Genomic DNA, 18,009 nt, shown 5'->3' with positions numbered 1-18,009 from the left:
TTGAGAGAGTTGTATCGTTTTTGAATAAAAAAGGGCCCGTCATGTACGGGCCCTTGGTTTTCTAAGCTCGACAATAGGTTAAAACGCTTCCCATTCCGGGGTGGCCGAGCGGTGGGCGGGAGAGGCCAACGCAGGTGTCGGGGCTGCTTGAAACGCTCGCTTTATCGCTGGCGGGAGCCTGGTGCTGGCCTGATGATGACTGGCGCGTTCGAGTTTGAACTCGCCTACCAGTTCGGCCAAGCGTGAGGCTTCATCCTGCAAGGATACTGAAGCCGTGCTGGTCTCTTCTACCAGTGAGACGTTTTCCTGAGTCGTTGAATCCATCTGCGAGACGGCAGTGCTGATTTGGCTGATGCCTGCTTCCTGCTCCTTTGCCGAGAGCGCCAGCTCTTGCATCATGTCGGTGACGCGCAGAATCGCCTGATTGATCTCCTCCATGCTCTCGCCGTTTTGCTGAGCCTGGTTGGCCCCTTCCGCGATACGTTGGGAGATATCCTCGATCATGGTGCGAATTTCTTTCGAGGAGCTGGAGGTTTTGGTGGCCAGCGAGCGCACCTCGCTGGCCACGACGGCAAAGCCTCGCCCATGCTCGCCTGCACGGGCCGCTTCCACGGAGGCATTCAGGGCCAGAATATTGGTCTGGAAGGCAATGGAGTCGATCACCTGAATGATCTCGTTGACCCGCTTGGAGCTCTCTTCCAGGCCGTGCATCAACTGGCTGGTCTGCTGCGACTTTTGCTGACCCGTTTCGGCTTTCTTGGAGGCATCCTGCGTCAGCAGCTCCGCCTGGCTGGCGGTATCGGCATTCTGGCGCACGATGGAGGAGATCTCGTCCATGCTGGCGGCGGTTTGCTGGAGTGCCGCCGCCTGCTGCTCTGTGCGCGACGCCAGGTCCTGACTGCCGCTGGCGATTTGCTGAGAGCTGCTGGCCACGGCTGCGCTGCTTTGGGAAAGGGTGCCTACCATGGCTTGCAGCTGGCTCTGCATGTTTTGCAATGCTCGATAGAGCTGGCCAATTTCGTTATTACCGCGAGACTCGATGGTATTGGTCAGGTCGCCTTTGGCGATACTTTCACAGACAGTACCCGCCCGCTTTAGGGGGCCAACGACCAGTTTATTGATGCCTATCTGTACCGAAATATAAATCCCGATAGCCAGTGCGATAAGAATACAGCTCAGCACGGTAATGAACAGGCTGAAGCGCTCCGTATCGGCAATCAAGTCGTTCGATACTCCCTGAGCCAAGTCGTTAAAAAGGCGAACGGTTTCAGTGATGGCATCGAACTGTTGATTGATGCGCTCTCTGTGCTCCATGAGCGCATTGACGTTGGCACTGCTCAAGTCGCTTCTGAAGTCACTATTGAGAACCTGATGAAACAAGCTCTCGAACGAATTCAACAGGGTGCTGCGTGGGTCGTCTTGAGGAATGTCGGTGCTCAGTAGTTGATTGAGACGACTATCTGCCAATGCCAACGCATTTTGCGCCAGACGCAATGATTCTTGAGCTGCCTGGTGTTCCCCAGTACGTGAGTACTCACCAAAGCGCGCCAGACGGATACGTATTTCCATCAGGTTGACTTCGGTACGATTGATATAGGTGATTTGGTGAGCCGCTATTTCATTGACGTAGTTTAAATTTCGTACTGCACTTCTCTCACCAATAATGCCTGCGACAGCAATGATTAACAGCGCAATGAGTAACGCAGCCAAGGCCCCCGCCACTGCGAATTTGACGGACATGTTCTTGATCATTTCTTTTTCCTAGGGTAATTGCTTGGTCAGATTTGTATAGATTTATTTTAGTTATAGGGGCGTGACTTTAGATTTTGTCGTATTGATAGTAAAGCGTTTTAGGATGGAATGATTAAAATAAAAAAGGAGAGCCATGTTAGGCTCTCCTTAATTATTTAAGTCGATGTTATAACGTGGTCGTTAAAACGCTTCCCATTCCGGGGTGGTGGAGCGGTGGGTAGGAGATGCTAGTTTAGGCGCTGAGGCGACCTGGAACGCTCGCTGTACCGACAGTGGGAGTCCGGTGTTGGCGTGGTGCTCGCTGGCGCGTTTGAGTTTGAACTCGCTGACCAGCTCGGCCAGTCGTGAGGCTTCGTCCTGCAATGAGGCGGAGGCAGTGCTGGTCTCTTCTACCAGTGAGACGTTCTCCTGAGTGGCGGAATCCATCTGCGAGACGGCGGTGCTGATCTGGCTGATGCCGGCTTCCTGCTCCTTGGCCGAGAGGGCCAGCTCCTGCATCATGTCGGTGACGCGCAGAATCGCCTGGTTGATCTCCTCCATGCTTTCGCCACTTTCCTGGGCCTGGTTGGCCCCTTCCACGATACGCTGGGAGATGTCCTCGATCATGGTGCGAATTTCTTTCGAGGAGTTGGAGGTTTTGGTGGCCAGCGAGCGCACTTCGCTGGCCACGACGGCAAAGCCACGACCATGTTCGCCTGCACGGGCTGCTTCCACGGAGGCATTCAACGCCAGGATATTGGTCTGGAAGGCGATGGAGTCGATCACTTGAATGATTTCATTGACCCGTTTGGAGCTTTCTTCCAGCCCATGCATCAACTGGCTGGTTTGCTGCGATTTATGCTGGCCCGTTTCGGCTTTGCGTGATGCGTCCTGGGTCAACAGCTCCGCCTGGCTTGCGGTATCGGCATTCTGGCGCACGATGGAAGAGATCTCGTCCATGCTGGCGGCGGTTTGCTGGAGTGCCGCCGCCTGCTGCTCGGTGCGTGACGCCAGGTCCTGACTGCCACTGGCAATTTGCTGTGAACTGCTGGCCACGGCGGAACTGCTCTGGTTCAGCGTGCCAATCATCTCTTCCAGACGCTCCTGCATGTCGTCCATGGCGCTGTACAAGCGGCCCATCTCATTGCGCCCGCGGGCTTCGATATGGCTGGTCAGGTCGCCCTTGGCAATGTTTTCACAAATCTGCACGGCCCGCTGTAACGGCGATACCAAATGTCGATTGATGGTCACTTGCATCACGGCATAGATACCGAGTGCCGTGAGCACTAAAATACCGACAGTGATTCCCAATATTTGACTATCTCGTAATGTTTCACTGGTGACTTCCTCTCCTCGATCGAGCGCATAGTTATTGAAGTTGCTGACGGCATCTCCAAAGGCAACGAAGCCGTCGTTGATCGTTTCTTTGTAATTTATTAGCTCGCTATAGTTTCCATTGGCCAAATCGCTTCTGAACTCGGGGCGAGTTATATTGTTGTAGGCTTCATTAATGGCGGCTAAATACGTATGCCGCTGCGTGCCAGGCGTCGTGGGCACGCTATTGAGTCCTGCCATCCGTGTATCGGCAACCGACAGACTCGCCTGAGCATGGCCCAACGCAGTCGCTACGCGGCTCTCCAGGCCATTTGCGTAGTGTTGCGACAGACGCTCCAGGCGAACGCGCATCTCCATCAGATTGGCTTCTGCTCGCGCTGCCGCGCTAGACTGCTGAGCACTGATTTGATTGATTTCTTCGAGACTGAAAGCGGCTTCGCGCTCTCCCTTGTAGCCCAAGCCACCTACCACCACCAGCATGATCAGCAGCGCTACCAAGGCCCCTGAGATCAGCCGTTTGACCGATAGATTTTGCATGTCCCTTTCCTTTTGTGACCCAACGCCTGAAGTGACGTTAATGTGGGTGCTTCAAGATAGCAGTTGTTTGATTGGTTTTAACATAAATTAAAATTCTTGTTTTAAACTATAAGGTGCTATAGCTTGTCGGCGTCTTTTAGCGACTTTGTTTCTTTTGGTAATTATTTGATTTTTATTGTCATAATTTATGTAGTGTTGTCTTGTGTTGATATTTAATTAGCTAATTTATATTTGATTTAATGGTTTTGGGTAATGTGTGAGGTTTTTATAGGCACTATAGAGTTTGTCTTTTTTAGGTAAAGCTACTTTAACGATGCAGGCATGTGCTCAACCATGGATGCCGAAAAAGGGCTTATGGTGTCCACATTCATGCCCTTATTGCCTTGAATGATGCGTGTGGTTTTTCTCCGCTTGGCCTACGCTAGGGTAATCAGCCCATGTGAAAAATTGTGTCGTGTCAGCGGTGCTCAGCAGTATTTGGAAGCTGGTGATAATTCAATAAAAACAAATAGTTAATTTTTCGGGCTGTCTACATGGAAAAAACCTCCCTGATAATAGAGGTGTCCCATGCTACTCCAGAGCCGTTATGAGTTTCCTTCTGCCAAGGTCATTCGCGCCTTGCTCCAGCATACCCATGAGCTCTCCATTCACTCTGACGGCATGCCGAGCCCCCTGATCGCCGCCGTCTCGGAATTGGATCTCCTGACGGGAAGGTTGGTGCTGGAAGCCGAGTACGCAGGCCAGCATATCGAGCGCTATCTTGGGCAGGGCTGTGTCAATCTCGATATCGAAGCCGTGAAAGGGCAGTACCTGCTGGAACGCGAGGCCTACAGCCTCTCCAATGTGGCTGCCAAGTTGCTCAAGACCGATCGAGCTCATTACCGTTTCGAGTGCCAGCTACCTGAGTCGGTGTTCATTCATGATCACCGAGGTGCCATGCGCATACCGTTCATTCTGGGCATGCAGGCGCGCGTCAATCTCGAAGTTTATCCCCATCAGCTCAGTATCGATGGGCGTGTGCGCAACCTGTCGGTGGGCGGGTGTCTGGTCGATACGCGTCTGACGGATTGTCTGGCGTTGAGCGTCGATCAGGAGATTCCTGGTGTCACCCTCGAGTTTCCCAATGGCGAAAGTTTTTTTGCAGAAGGGTGTGTTCGTCACATTCGCCCTTTTGGGCATCATGGCCATGCGGCGATAGGGATTCAATTCGTGCGGCTTTCGGCAGCCCAGTCGGAGGCCTTGTTTCGATACGTGACCGAAGCCGAACACGAAGCTGGTTACCACACAGGGGCAAACGACAAGATGGATTACCATTCGACGCTGTTCATTGCCGGTGCCAAAGAGAAGAAAATTCAGCAGCGTGAGGCCCTGGAGCGAGACAAACGCTCACGCCAGACGCCCATGGAAAAAGGCGTGCTCGACGTATCGCATCATATGCAGGTGGGGCTGATGTATACCAAGACGCATGATGCATTCCCCGGTGAGGTGCTTTACGACTGCGTTGACACCCTGCGTTATCTGATCGAGTTGGACCGCAAGGCTCTGATGTTTGCGCTTGCCTGTTTGAGAGATGAACCCGAATGGGTGCGCCATGCGGTACAAGCGGCTTGCCAGTTGGCCGATATGCTGTTGACCAGAGACCCTTATGACCCCCAGATTCGCGAAGCGATGCTGGGCACTTTGATACATGACATGGGCAAACCGCTATTGGTGGGGCCTCAGTTGCCCTCGTTGAAAGTACACATGAACCCTGTACAGAAGGAGATTCTGCGCGGGCATGTGTCGGCACTGCGCCAGAGGCTCATGGAGCTCGACTGGAGCCCCAGTCCGGTGTGTCAGGAGATTATCGACAATGCCAACGAGCGTCTGGATGGTTCCGGCTACCCGAAGGGTAAACGCGGCGATCAGTTATCCGAGTTGATTCGCCTGCTCAGTGTCATCAAGGCCGTCAACAAACTGACCCACGGTCGCAATGGCATACCACCCAGAACGCCTCTGGACGCCTATCGCATGATTTATGAAGCGGACAGGGCGTACGATAAAACCATTCTGGTGGAGTATATTCAGGCCTACGGCCTGTATCCCATTGGCAGTCTGGCGAAGTTCTCGGGGGGCTTTCTGGCGTGGATCATGGACATCGATGGCAAAGGCATGCCCACCCAGGTTCAGGTCGTCAAGAACCTGCGTTTCCCCGATACCAATATGCATACCGTGATGGGGAAGGAGGACATGCCGCAAATAGGCAAGCTGGAAGGCGTGGTTCACCCCCGTGAATACGGGATAGAGCTCAAATCGTAAGCATCCGCGCGAAGTAAACTGGCTGGCCCACTGTACTAGGCATCTTTCACCAGCCGCTTGTGCATGACATAGGTGTCCACCAGCCCCTGCGACGGATGGCGAAACGCCTGGGGTACGGTGCCGACAATGGCAAACCCCAGCCGCTGCCACAGGGCGACCGCGACGTGATTGCTGGCCACGACGGCATTGAACTGCATCGCCTCGAAGCCAGCGTCACCGGCCAGCACCTGAGAGTGTTCGCACATGGCGCGGGCCACGCCTTGGCCGCGTGCATGGGGTGTCACCATATAGCCGCAGTTGCAGACATGCTTGCCGGGGCCTGCGGCATTGGCCTTGAGGTAATAAGCCCCCAGCAGCTGACCTTGCTTGTCCTTGACGGCCAGGCTGTGCAGCGGCAGCGTACACCATAGGTGGTAGGCATCATCAAAGGTGATGTCGGGGTCTATCGCGTACGTTTCCTGTGCCGCTACAATGGTCTGGAACGTTGGCCAGAACAGGGCGAAATCGTCGCGGGTCATCGGGGTAAATGCAAAACGCTGCATGAGTATTCCTGCATACAAGACATGGCATACGCTAGCATAAGCGGATGCCTGTAAGCGTCAACCGAAAGATGGGGAGCCGTCACATGACCCTCGAGAGTGCCCTGACCTATTTCGTGGCGATCTTCGTCTTCGCCATTACTCCTGGCCCCGGTATCTTTGCGCTGCTGGCCAAGGGGATGTCCCAAGGCGTGCGCGCCTGCTGGCCGCTGGCGTTGGGCATGACCGTGAGTGATGTCATCTATCTGATGCTGGCCTTCTATGGGCTGGCTGCCTTGGCAGAAAACTGGGGTGAAGCCTTCACCGTGTTGCGCTATGTGGGCGCGGCTTACCTGTTTTATCTGGGCTGGAAAATGTGGACGGCCAGCGTCACGCCCCCGAGCCTGGAAGGCGGTGCGCCCGTGGCGGCCACATCCGCTCGTGAGGCCCTCAAGGGGCTGACTCAAGGGTTCCTGATCTCGGCCTCCAACCCGAAGGTCATCCTGTTTTATATCGCGTTTCTACCCACCTTCATCGACCTGACCACGCTGAACCATGGCGACATGCTGCTGGTGGTTGGGCTTACCCTGGTGGGCTTGATGATGGGGCTGATGCTGGTGGCGTCGTTTGCCTCGTCGGCACGGCGCTTTTTCCAATCCGAACGCGCCCAGAAGGGCACCAACCGCACAGCAGGTTCCTTGATGCTGGCGGCAGGTGCTTTCTTGATTGCCAAAGGCTGAAAGTCACCAGGTGAACGTGTCAGGCGTCCTTGACGACTGACGCGACGATCTCATAACTGCGCAGGCGGTCCGCGTGCTGATAGAAGTCACTGTTGATCATCAGCTCGTTGGCCCCGGTACGTGCCTGGAAGTCGGCCAGCTGCTCCTTGACCGTTTCAGGGCCACCAATGATGGCCGCGCCAAGAAACTGGGCGACCTGGGCGCGCTCCATGGGGCTCCAGTCCAGATGATCGACCGGGGGTTGTGACTGCGTTGGACGGCCGCGAATCAAATTGAGAAACTTCTGCTGGGCAGTCGTGGCCAGATAGTGGGCCAGGTCGTCGCTGTCGGCCGCCATCACGGGTAATCCTACCATGGCGTAGGGTTCTGCCAGATGCTCGGAGGGCTGGAATTGGTCGCGGTACAGGCGCAGCGCTTCGAAGAGATAGCCCGGCGCAAACTGCGCAGCAAAGGCGAAGGGGAGCCCTAGCCTGGCGGCCAATTGGGCGCTGTAGCCACTGGACCCGAGCAGCCAGATGGGCACATGGGTGCCCTGGCCCGGCACGGCCTTGACGGTTTGCTGGGGCTGGGCTTCGCCCAGGTAGCGGCGCAGCTCTTCCAGCTGTTCTGGAAAGTCATCGACACCCGACTGGGCGTGCCGCCGCATGGCACGCATGGTCGCGCCATCCGAGCCGGGGGCACGGCCCAGCCCCAGGTCGATCCGGCCGGGGTAGAGCGTCTCCAGGGTGCCGAACTGCTCGGCCACCACTAGTGGGGGGTGGTTGGGCAGCATGATGCCGCCGCTGCCAACGCGAATGGTGGACGTTTGCCCTGCCACGTGGCCAATCAGCACGGCCGTGGCGGCGCTGGCGATACCCGCAATATTGTGATGCTCGGCCAGCCAGTAGCGCTGGTAGCCCAACCGCTCCGTGTGCTGGGCCAGGGCCACGCTGTCTTGAAAGGTCTCGGCGGCACTGCCGCCTTGACGAATGGGCGCCAAGTCCAGAACAGACAGCGCAGTGTTGGCAAGTTGGCTCATGGTGACACCTGCTTAAACGGTCATGGTCAAGCGGCTTGATTTATTAGCACGCTTTCGAATACACCGTTTATGCGGGTGCCCCTGGCAAATTGCAAGGTGCCAGACGGCCATCAATGGCGCTGGCGCTTGTCATCTTTACGCTGCAGCATCGCGGAAAGGTCGAGAATCGACTGGGCCATGTCGGCCATGCTACGGCTCTGGTCCATGGAGGTCTTACGGAGAAAGCGGTACGCCTCCTCTTCGCTCATGCCCTGGTGGGCCATGATCAGCCCCTTGGCACGCTCGATCAGCTTTCGTTCTCGCAGGGCCTTGCGGGTATTTTCCAGCTCGTCGCTCAAACCCTGCAGTCGGCTGGACTGAGCTTGAGCCAGCTCGATCAGCGACCGGCTGAGCGGCGAGTGGAGCGCGCTGGCCGTCAGGTCGCCCAAGGGTTGCGAGGGTGCCAGCATGAGCAGTTGCTCGCAGGGAGCGGGCAGCGGGTGGCCCGGGGTGCTGGTGGCGTGCTCCAGAGCCCTGCGGGCCTCGGCGATTTTGAGATGGCACAGGGCGGTCAGCTGCGTGTTGAGCGTATCTTCCACCGCCTTGATGGTATCCAGCCGCAGCGTGGTGAGTTCGTACCAGGTTTCGCCCAGCGAGTCGCTGACGCCCATGGGTGCGTTGGCGCGCTGGCAGGCGATATCGCGAAGCTCGCGGATGCCCGCCAACGTCTTGGGCGAAAGCGCCTGCTGCCAGGTAGCCAACGCCTCGGCGGTGGCAAATTCGGCAAAGGTGTCGAAACAGCGCTGCTGCGCGGCCATCAGCTGGTTGAGCAGCTCACGGTGCGCGTCATCGAAGTGCCCCAGGGTAAACCCGAAGGCGCCGCAGGCGCGCTCTTGCCCGGCCAGCTCCTTGCCCTGCATCAGGTGGAAGATGGCCACCAGTGCCCGCGTAATGTCGGGGTCTACGGCCGTGTCGGCGGCTTCGAAAACGATGGCCAGCAACCCGCTGATCAAGTGGTTGAACGCCTGCGTGGCCGCATCCGGCGAAATCGTGAACTGATCGATGGCGCGGCGCAGCGCCGGAAGTTCATCCAGGGCTTGCCACACACCCGCTATGCGGCGAAGCAGCCTGGCCTCTGCCTGTGCGCGAACTTCCTGGCCCAGCGCTTCCAGCCGCTGGCGCATGGCCGCCTCGGCACTTTGGCTGTGTTCGAGGTAGGTGGCGCGACGTGTCTTGAAGCGCTTCCCCTGGGAAGCCAGATAAATGGTCGAAGCGCCCCGTTCGCGCTGCAGAACGTGAATGAACTGACTGATATCGCTGACGATATCGGCGGTGGTGGCCAAATGATGAAGGTTGTCGATATCACAGCGCAGCGCGGTCAAGAGTAGCTGTTGGGCAGAAGACATAGTAGTTCCTTGTTACTCGCCGCCTGAAAAGACGGCGCCTCACTGGATGACCAGAGACGCGCCTGCTTAACTGCTAGCGTAAAGAGAGAGCGCCCTGTTCATGACGATCACCGGCGGCCTCACGGTAGGCCTTGGCTTCCTCGGCCTCGGTGGCATCGCTGAAGCGTACCACCAACACGCAAGAAGCCAGCAGCAGTACGGTAATGCCCAGATAAAAGAGCCCTTGCTGGTAGCTGAGGCTTTCATTACGAAACAAGAACGCGGCGGAGACGGCACCAATGTTGCCCCCGGCACCAACGATGCCCGCCACGGCTCCCAGTGCCTTCTTGTTGATGAAGGGGACGACCCCGTAAGTGGCACCTTCCGCCATCTGCACGAACAGGCTGAACACCAGCATGATGCCAATCGCCATGCTGAGCACGTGCATCTGCGAAAACGCAATCAGCGCGATGCCTTCGCAGATCAGAGCAATGAAGAGCCAGCGCACACGCCCCTTGAGGCCCGCCTGTTTGGCGAACAGATCGGAAAAGACGCCGCCCAGAGTGCGGGCAAAGATATTCATCAGCCCGAACAGGCCCGCAATGAGCCCCGCCGTGGCCAGAGTGAGATCAAAGGTATCGAAAAAATAGATGGCGGCGATGTTGTTGATGGTCAGCTCTACCCCGAAGCAGAGCCCGTACACTACAAACAGCGCCCAGACACGAATATCCTTGGCGGCAGCCATGAAGCTCTGCGCTGCGCCATACTCGCCGCTGGCTTCCGGTAGCTCTCCACGAGCGCGCAACTCGCTGAAATTGCCATCCGGGGCATCCTGGGTAAAGTACCAATAGGCGATACCCGTCAAAAACAGCACGACCCCTGGTACCAGCATGGCAAGCCGCCAGCCCAGCGCTTCGTTGACGCCCAGCATGAGTATTCCGGAGAAGATGAGTGGCATCAGGATTTGAGTCGTACCGCCCCCCAGGTTGCCCCATCCGGCGCTGGTGGCATTCGCGGTGCCCACCACATTGGGGGCGAACATCATGGTGGTGTGGTACTGGGTGATCACGAACGACGCGCCAATGGCACCAATGGCCAGACGAGCCAGCAGAAAGGTTTCAAAGCTGTTGGCCAGGCTGATCCCCATGACGGGAATGGAGCCCAACAGCAGCAGTCCCGTATAGGTCTTGCGCGGCCCGATGCGGTCGCAGAGCACCCCGATCAGCAGCCTGACCACCACGGTGATCGCCACGGAAGCAATGATGGTGTTGCCGATTTGGGTTTGCGTAAGAGACAGGTCTTCACGTACGACAGCCATCAGCGGGGCGATGCCGAACCAGCCAAAAAAACAGATATGAAAGGCAAACCAGGACATGTGGAATGCCCGCATCTGTGGCGTGGAGAAATCGAGCAGCCGAATACGGTTGGCTTTGTGGCGGATGTTCATGGGTGGCCTCGGGTAGCATGGAACGAGTTCGTCAACGCACAACGCCAAGGGCACTGCACAGAGACGGGAACATGCCTTCATCGTTGAAGGTCAGGTTCGACGCACTCGTACCCGGCTGGGCCTGGTCCACGCCTATAACACTGGAAATCACCAAGCAAATAATTCGCCACTAGCCATTTTTTAAATATAAAACATTGATTTAATGAATAACGATGGGTGCGCTGGGGGTGTGGTGCCAAGGGGAGTGAGCAGGGGCGCACTCGATTGGGGCAGTAGCGCCGAGTCGAGTGCGCCAAGTTGGCGCAATATCAGTGGGTGCCTGCTCTTGAAGGACTAGCCATGCAGGTACACGGCGTCGATATCCAGCGTCGAGCGCTCACCAATCGCCTCGAAGTGCTCGTTGAGCCACAGCTCTGCAGCCGCTTTGCCCTGGTCGAACAGGTGGCACAGGAACGGCCATTCGGCATTGAGCTTACTGGATACCGACAGGCTCTCCAGTGCCTTGTCGCCACTGATGCGATGAAACAGAGCCTGCTGGTAGCAGTTTTCGATGCCTTGCTCCTCCAGTGCATGCTTGAGCAGGGCAATCATGCGGACTTCCTTGATCAGCGCAGCGTTGAAGGTGATCTCGTTCAGCCGGTTCATGATGGCCGAGGCCGTGGTGGGCAGCTCATCGCGGCGGATGGGGTTGATTTGTACCAGCAGTATGTCGCGCGCGCTGCACTCTTCCATCAAGGGAAACAGTGCGGGGTTACCCATGTAGCCGCCATCCCAAAAGGCTTCGCCGTCAATTTCGACGGCCTGAAACATGAACGGCAGGCATGCCGACGCCATGACGGCATCGACGCTCATCTCTTCACGACGAAACACGCGTTGCTTGCCGGTACGGACGTTGGTCGCCGCGACGAAGAGTTTCAGCTGGTCGCACTGGCGCACGCGGTCGAAGTCGATATGCGATGCCACGATGTCTCGCAAGGGGTTCAGGTTCAGCGGATTGAGCTGATAAGGGGAAACCAGACGAGTCATCAGGTCCATGGCGACATAGCCCGGTGAATTATCCAGGCTCCAGTTGCCGGTCAGTACGTCCATGGGGGAGCGGCGGATGGGGCTCGCCATGCCGGCTCGGCTGACGGCTTTCCAGAAATCCCGCAACGCTTGCCGAGCCGTCTCCTTGCCGCCGCGGGTCAGCGCGTCGGCCATGACGACGCCGTTCATGGCCCCCGCGCTGGTGCCGCTGATGCCCTCGATGTCGATTCGGTCATCTTCGAGTAGTCGGTCCAGCACGCCCCATGTATAAGCGCCGTGAGCACCGCCGCCTTGAAGCGCCAGGTCGAGCTTTTTTGCTGATGCCATGTGATCCTTCCCATAGTGGCTAATAACCTGCCCCTAAGCATGGCATAAATGAGCACGTTCGGTAGCCTGGCTATCCACGCTGGTATCGGTTATGGCATTCCCGTCAATGGCGTAGGGGAGGGCAAGGGCGTGTCATAGACCGCTTCTTCCATGAGCCGATCCAGCTGTTCGGCCAACGTGATACTCGCTTCTTCCATGAGGGCCAGAGCGGCCAACTGTCCCGTGTGGTCTCCCTGCCTGGCCAGCCGCAGTGCTTCCAGGCCGCTTTCGTGGAAGCGCCGGTGCGGGACGGCCAAGGCGCGGTAGGCGTCCATCCGCTGATAGCGCTGGCCTTCGCCCGTAAAGTACCAGCAGCCCAGGGCGCAGTGCTGGTGGTCGCTCGGGTGTTCATCGACATTGGCTGACAGCAGTTGATGGTAGATATGACTTTTCCAGACGGCGTGTTCCAGCTTGGCGGCCTCCAGACAAGCCGTGGTGGTGCCGTGATGTATGACTTTATAGAGATGCCGAGCACGGTCACTGAGCTGTGTAATCACACGCTCGGCTGTGTCGGCCGTGCAGGCCAGGGCATTGGCCACTTCCCGCTGATGGGCAAGTACTCGGGCGTCCTCTTTCAGGCTGTGGCCTGCCTGTTCCAGCCATTGCTCCAACTGCTGGGCAAGCCGCTGAGTTTGCTCGGAGATATGCTGTATGTCCTGAGCAATCACCGGCCATACCGGCGTTGGCTGCGTTGAGGCAGGGTGATGGGCTGCTTCCAGTGAGGCGTTGACCGATAGAGCATGAGCATGACCAGCGCTGCGCGCCAGTTCCACCGCAATCTTGCGCAGGGACTGGAGTGCGGCTTCGCTGGCAAACGGCGCGGCATAATGCGCATCGGCCTGCGCCAGGCGTTGCCGCTGTTGGTGCAGTGTCTGGGTTGTCTGTTCGGCCACATGAAGCTGCTCGAACATATCGTTCAGCGTGGCTCGCTCACTGGCGAGCTGTTGAGCATGATCGGCAGCCCCTTTGCTGAGAGACTCCAGCATGCGAGCCCCTTTGGTTTGCAGCAGGCTGATGGCTTCGAAAGGCGTCATCAAGCTGAGGGTGCGGCAGCTTTGAGCACTGCGAGCAATGGCCAGCTCGGCCCGCAGGGCGGCGTTTTCCTGTTCCAGACGACGGATGGTTTGGTAAGGGTGCATGAAGGCAAACATGAGACACCTGCCGTGCAATGGTTTGTGATCTTTTGTATCAAATTATTGCAGGAGATGGCCTGTTTGCCTGGGAAAAAGCGTGTCTCGCGATGAAAATCACGCTTTAGGCGCCATAAAGGAGTAAGCGGGTCGTCTGGCCGTAACGGGTTATCTCATCTGTGCGAGCTGCAGGTGGTCATCTTGGCCGCAGCGCAGGAAGGAAGAGGTCGCCAGCCACTCTTCATCGGGATAGTAGGCAAATACGTACTGCTCTTCCTTGAGGCTGTCGATAAGCGGGTAGGTGATGTCTTCGCGAACGGCAGGGCAGCCATGGCTACGCCCGAGTCGTCCCGTCTGGGCTATGAACTCTTCGCTCACATACTCTGCCCCGTGAATCACGATCGCGCGTTGGAAAGCGAGGTCGTTCACCTCTGGCTCCAGGCCCTCCAGGCGCAGCGAGTAGCCATTGCGCCCGTAATAGCTGTTCATGGTGCGAAACAGCCCAATGCTGGATTGAAAGCTTTCCGGGACGTTCGAAAACACTTCTGCCACGGCATCACCCGACCCTCGGCCATGGGACACCAGCTCTTCGAACAGCAAGGCGTGCTGGTGCAGGTCGAAGACCCACAAGCGAGGCTCCGTGGAGGGCAGCGAGTAGTCGATGACGGCCAGGCGCTCGGCGTAGGGGTCGGCACAAGCGATGGCTTGTGCGGCCAGGCGGAGCGCCTCACCGGAGGCGCCAGGCGCCAGTTGTTGCAACTGATGATGAAGGGGCGACACGCCGATGGGGGGCTGGGAAGAGACCTGGGTATAAAAGCTGGCAGCCTGGAGTGGAGAAGCGCCAAGTAACAGGCTCGTGGCGGTCATCAGGGTCAACAAACGGGGGGTATCAGAGCGAAAACGGGTATACAAGCGTGAGAGCATCGAGTGTCATCCTGCCAAAAGTGCGATAAGCCCCCACCAGAAACGACCACGAACAGGCGCAAGCAGCTATGCTGAAAGAGAGCGTCAGGCTATTCGGTCGGTAATGGGAACTGCCGATATCATTGGGCATCAGCGCCGTACAGCGCTGCATCATAACGCAAGGAGAGGCGATGAACGATCATCCGCGACTAAGACAATGGGCGATAGGCGCTCTGCTTGGCCTTGTCCTGCCCGGCCCCTTGCTGGCGGTGGCAGCGGAGCCTGCTCCCCCTGGGATGCAACAAGCCTTGTCACAGCAGGTCGAGCGGGCAGGGGAGTCGCTGCCGGTGGCAGCGTTTTATCAGCTCAATGGCGGGCAGCCGGTATGGCAGGATGAAGCCCGCGTGGTGGCCCTGGTGCAGGGCCTGAATAGCTTGCTGGATGATGGCCTGACACCCGAGGATTACCGTGCGACGACGCTGCTGGAGGAGTTCCGTGCCAGCCGCGAATGGGACGCTGCCGCCCAGGCACGCTTCGATGTCGATGCCACCCGAGCCCTGTTGCTGGCGCTGGAGCATCTATCGTCGGGCAAGGTCAATCCTCGTCAGGTCGAACCTGGCTGGGATGCCTCGCGCCCAGAGCGCAGTTATGCGCTGCCTCGGGTACTGAGCGCCGTGGAGCGCCACGATGTCGAGTCGGCGCTGGCCATGGCCCGGCCCAGCTCACCCGAGTACGCCCAGCTTCGTCAGGCATTGAGCACCTACCGTCACTTGGCTGAGCAAGGCAGCGTGCCTTACCTGCCCGGCAGAGAGGTCTCGCTGCGCCCTGGCGACCGAGACCCGGATGTGGTCACGCTGCGCCAACGACTGACCCTGTGGGGTGCCTCGGGGCTGTTGGGAGCTGACAGCAGCGCCTACCCGATGATTGGCGTGCAGGGGGCGCAGCGTGATCAGCAGCTGTTCGATGACACCCTGGTGCAAGCAGTGAAGCATTTTCAGCGCCGCCACCAGTTGCAGGAAGATGGTGTCGTGGGGGAGCGTACCCGGCTGGCGCTGAACATGCCGGTGGCTTCACGGGTCGATCAGTTGCGGGTCAACCTGGAACGTGCGCGCTGGATACGCCCCTCCTTGCAGCGCGAGCCTCGGGTGTGGGTCGATATTGCGGGCTACCGGCTGCATTACTTGCGGCCTGACGGTCAGCAGTGGGATGCGCGAGTGGTCGTGGGCACACCGCGTCGTGAAACGCCGGTCATTCACTCCACGATCAGTCATCTGACCATCAACCCCAGCTGGACCATACCGCCTACCATCATGCGGGAAGACGTGTTGCCACGGGTACGTGAGGATATCGGTTATCTGGCCCAGCAGAACATCCAGGTGTTGAGCCCCTCAGGAGAAGCGCTGGATGCCCAGAGCATCGATTGGCAGCGCCCTGGAGGCGTCATGCTGCGTCAGGTGGCGGGTAGCCGTAACCCTCTCGGGAGGGTCGTGGTACGCTTTCCCAATAACGACATGATTTATCTGCACGACACGCCGGCACGCGGCTTGTTTCAGCGGGATCAACGGGCGTTGAGTTCTGGCTGCGTCAGGGTGGAAGGCGTGGCGGAGTTCGCCCAGATGCTGCTACAGGACAGCGGCAGTCGTCATCAGCTCAATGCGCTGATGAACAGTGGGCGCAGCGATCAGAACGTCAACCTGCCTCAGCGCATTCCCGTGGCGCTGCATTACCTCACCGCCTGGCCCAACCCCCAGGGGGAGGTAGAGTTTCGAGATGATATCTACCGCCGAGACCCGGCCCTGCTATCGGCGCTCTCCGCTCGCGACGCCTGATCCCCCTTCCACGTATGCTACATAAGCGACAGGCCGCCCCTTGGGGCGGCCTGTCGAACGGCTTAACACGGTGAGTCAAAGAGCTACGAAAGAAAGAACTACTGAACGGTGTCGCTATCGTCGTCACTGCTCTGGTTGCTAGCCACGCTGATGGTGCCGGTCTCGCCACTCTCCAGTGCTGCCAATACCGGTTCTGCCTGGCGCTGGAAGGCGATCAGGGTATCGCCACTCAGGCTGGTGTTCTCAGGCAGCTCGACGGTCATGGCGTTGACCGGCGTATTGTTGACGATGACCTCATAATGCAGGTGAGGGCCGGTACTGCGGCCCGTATTGCCGGACAGGGCAATGCGCTCACCCATGTCGACACGCTGGCCCTGGCTCACCATCGGCTGCGAAAGGTGCAGGTAGCGCGTGCGGTAGCCGTTATCATGGCGAATCACGATATAGCGTCCTGCCGCATGGTGATTGCCCACGCGCTCCACGCGGCCGTTGGCAGGCGCGATGATCGGCGTGCCGATCGGCATCGCAAAGTCGGTGCCGTTATGCGGGCTGACCCGCCCTGTCACCGGGTGAAGGCGGCGCGGGTTGAAGTGAGAGCTCAGGCGATAGTTGCCTTCGAACGGGCGACGGGCAAAGGCCGGGTCCAGGCTGTTGCCTTCCGGGGTGTAGAAGTTGTCGTCGGAAGGGTTGCGCACCACGGTCAGATCCATGCGCTCGCCGTCATATTTGACCGCCAGCACCCGTGAATCCAGCGTTTCGCCATCGATCATGTCAGACTCGACCAATACCTGAAACTGATCCCCCCGGCGGCTGTCGCGACGGAAATCGAGTTTCTTCTCCAACAGGCGGGTCAGCTCGGTGACCGAGCTGCTGCTCAGGCCGGTAGCCTGGGCAGAGCGTGCAAAGCTGCCGCTCACGCTACCCGCGTAAAGCCGCTGTACCGGCTCGCCCTGGCGTTCGATGGTGGTGATAGCAAAGTGTTCGCTGTCTCGTTCCAGCAAAATGCCGTCGCGGGTGTTGCGCATCATGCGCAGCGACAACAGTCGGCCTTCTTCATCCAGCTGGTAATCGAAGCTGTTGCCGGCGCGCCAGTTGGTCAGCAGGCGCTGGTCGGGCATGTCTTCCAGCAGCGCCAGTACTTCGCTGTAGCCTAGCCCCAGCTCGTTCTGAGCAACCACGGCAAAGGTTTCACCAGACTCGACGATATGCGTCTGCCACTCGGGCACGAAGGGCTCTTCAGCGGCCAGCTCGCGCTCGAGAAAGGAAATATCGTCGAACAGCTCGATATCGTAATCTTCGTAGGAAGTAGCATCAGCAATGTCGACGGTCGGGTCGGTATTGAGCATGCCGCTTGCAAGAGTGCCCACGATCACGGCCATGTGCAGCGCGCCGTCATCGAGCGCAACGGCCAGGGGAGGCACGCTGGCCATGGAGGCTTCGGCGCTGGTGATCACGTCGAGGTCGACGATCTCGGTTGCTGCCAATTCGCTGAGGGGAATATGGTCACGGGTGGCGTCGAGGGCGCGGGAGGCGCGATCGATCGCTTCTGCAACAGGCGTTCGCTCTTGCCGCAGCGAGGGGACACCAGGAGCAGAGTCGCTGGGGAGAGGAACAAGTACGCTCTCCAGCGGTGTGTGAGGTTGATTCAGGTCGTTATACGTCGTCACCAGCTTTTGTGCGCCCAGCACAGTGACCATGGTGGCCACTGGTAATAGTAACAATTTATGCGTGCGGGGCAGCGAATGGAGGATTCGCAACATGGGTAAA

The 18,009-nt window shown here is 58.4% G+C and carries 13 protein-coding genes; 3 read left to right on the top strand and 10 right to left on the bottom strand.

Annotated elements, in window-relative coordinates; all coding sequences use genetic code 11:
* Nucleotides 1–78 precede the first annotated feature (78 nt).
* Both LG409_RS13830 and LG409_RS13825 read right to left on the bottom strand, forming a co-directional pair.
* The gene (locus LG409_RS13830) at nucleotides 79–1,740 is read right to left on the bottom strand and encodes a methyl-accepting chemotaxis protein (protein WP_227406914.1); all 1,662 of its coding nucleotides are present in this window, start codon (nucleotides 1,738–1,740) and stop codon (nucleotides 79–81) included.
* 192 nt (nucleotides 1,741–1,932) lie between these two features.
* Nucleotides 1,933–3,603: a methyl-accepting chemotaxis protein gene (locus LG409_RS13825; protein ID WP_189464155.1), complete on the bottom strand. Its 1,671-nt coding sequence runs from the start codon at nucleotides 3,601–3,603 to the stop codon at nucleotides 1,933–1,935.
* Between the two features lie 567 nt (nucleotides 3,604–4,170).
* Between LG409_RS13825 and LG409_RS13820 the strand changes: the two genes are divergently transcribed.
* Nucleotides 4,171–5,901 (top strand): HD domain-containing phosphohydrolase, encoded by a 1,731-nt coding sequence (locus tag LG409_RS13820; RefSeq protein ID WP_227406913.1) that lies wholly within the window; start codon nucleotides 4,171–4,173, stop codon nucleotides 5,899–5,901.
* Nucleotides 5,902–5,936: 35 nt separating this feature from the next.
* Here the strand turns inward: LG409_RS13820 and LG409_RS13815 are convergent, their stop codons facing one another.
* On the bottom strand, nucleotides 5,937–6,443 hold the full coding sequence (locus LG409_RS13815) for a GNAT family N-acetyltransferase (RefSeq protein ID WP_227406912.1): 507 nt from the start codon (nucleotides 6,441–6,443) through the stop codon (nucleotides 5,937–5,939).
* Nucleotides 6,444–6,526: 83 nt separating this feature from the next.
* Between LG409_RS13815 and LG409_RS13810 the strand changes: the two genes are divergently transcribed.
* Nucleotides 6,527–7,159: a LysE family translocator gene (locus tag LG409_RS13810; RefSeq protein ID WP_096922446.1), complete on the top strand. Its 633-nt coding sequence runs from the start codon at nucleotides 6,527–6,529 to the stop codon at nucleotides 7,157–7,159.
* A 19-nt stretch (nucleotides 7,160–7,178) separates the two neighbouring features.
* On the opposite strand, the gene LG409_RS13805 is transcribed toward LG409_RS13810, so the two are convergent.
* From LG409_RS13805 to LG409_RS13780, 6 genes are all read right to left on the bottom strand, one after another.
* Nucleotides 7,179–8,177, bottom strand: a complete 999-nt coding sequence (locus tag LG409_RS13805; protein ID WP_039176811.1) for an LLM class flavin-dependent oxidoreductase — start codon at nucleotides 8,175–8,177, stop codon at nucleotides 7,179–7,181.
* Nucleotides 8,178–8,287: 110 nt separating this feature from the next.
* A complete protein-coding gene (locus LG409_RS13800; protein ID WP_227406911.1) occupies nucleotides 8,288–9,562 on the bottom strand; it encodes a nitrate regulatory protein in 1,275 nt (424 codons plus the stop codon).
* Between the two features lie 73 nt (nucleotides 9,563–9,635).
* Nucleotides 9,636–10,988 (bottom strand): NarK family nitrate/nitrite MFS transporter, encoded by a 1,353-nt coding sequence (locus LG409_RS13795; protein ID WP_016914702.1) that lies wholly within the window; start codon nucleotides 10,986–10,988, stop codon nucleotides 9,636–9,638.
* Nucleotides 10,989–11,321: 333 nt separating this feature from the next.
* Nucleotides 11,322–12,341, bottom strand: coding sequence for a patatin-like phospholipase family protein (locus LG409_RS13790; protein WP_096922450.1), 1,020 nt, complete (start codon nucleotides 12,339–12,341; stop codon nucleotides 11,322–11,324).
* An 89-nt stretch (nucleotides 12,342–12,430) separates the two neighbouring features.
* Complete coding sequence (locus LG409_RS13785; protein ID WP_039176802.1) at nucleotides 12,431–13,531, bottom strand: CZB domain-containing protein; 1,101 nt, start codon at nucleotides 13,529–13,531, stop codon at nucleotides 12,431–12,433.
* Between the two features lie 147 nt (nucleotides 13,532–13,678).
* A complete protein-coding gene (locus tag LG409_RS13780) occupies nucleotides 13,679–14,434 on the bottom strand; it encodes a murein L,D-transpeptidase catalytic domain family protein (protein WP_446719080.1) in 756 nt (251 codons plus the stop codon).
* Between the two features lie 170 nt (nucleotides 14,435–14,604).
* Here LG409_RS13780 and LG409_RS13775 point away from each other — a divergent pair, with 170 nt between their 5' ends.
* Complete coding sequence (locus tag LG409_RS13775; protein WP_039176797.1) at nucleotides 14,605–16,242, top strand: L,D-transpeptidase family protein; 1,638 nt, start codon at nucleotides 14,605–14,607, stop codon at nucleotides 16,240–16,242.
* 98 nt (nucleotides 16,243–16,340) lie between these two features.
* On the opposite strand, the gene LG409_RS13770 is transcribed toward LG409_RS13775, so the two are convergent.
* Complete coding sequence (locus LG409_RS13770) at nucleotides 16,341–18,002, bottom strand: peptidoglycan DD-metalloendopeptidase family protein (protein WP_039176794.1); 1,662 nt, start codon at nucleotides 18,000–18,002, stop codon at nucleotides 16,341–16,343.
* Nucleotides 18,003–18,009: the final 7 nt, after the last annotated feature.

The organism is Halomonas sp. NyZ770, from assembly GCF_020616575.1.
Classification (GTDB): Bacteria; Pseudomonadota; Gammaproteobacteria; order Pseudomonadales; family Halomonadaceae; genus Vreelandella; species Vreelandella hamiltonii.
This window is presented reverse-complemented; position numbering and strand designations above follow the sequence as displayed.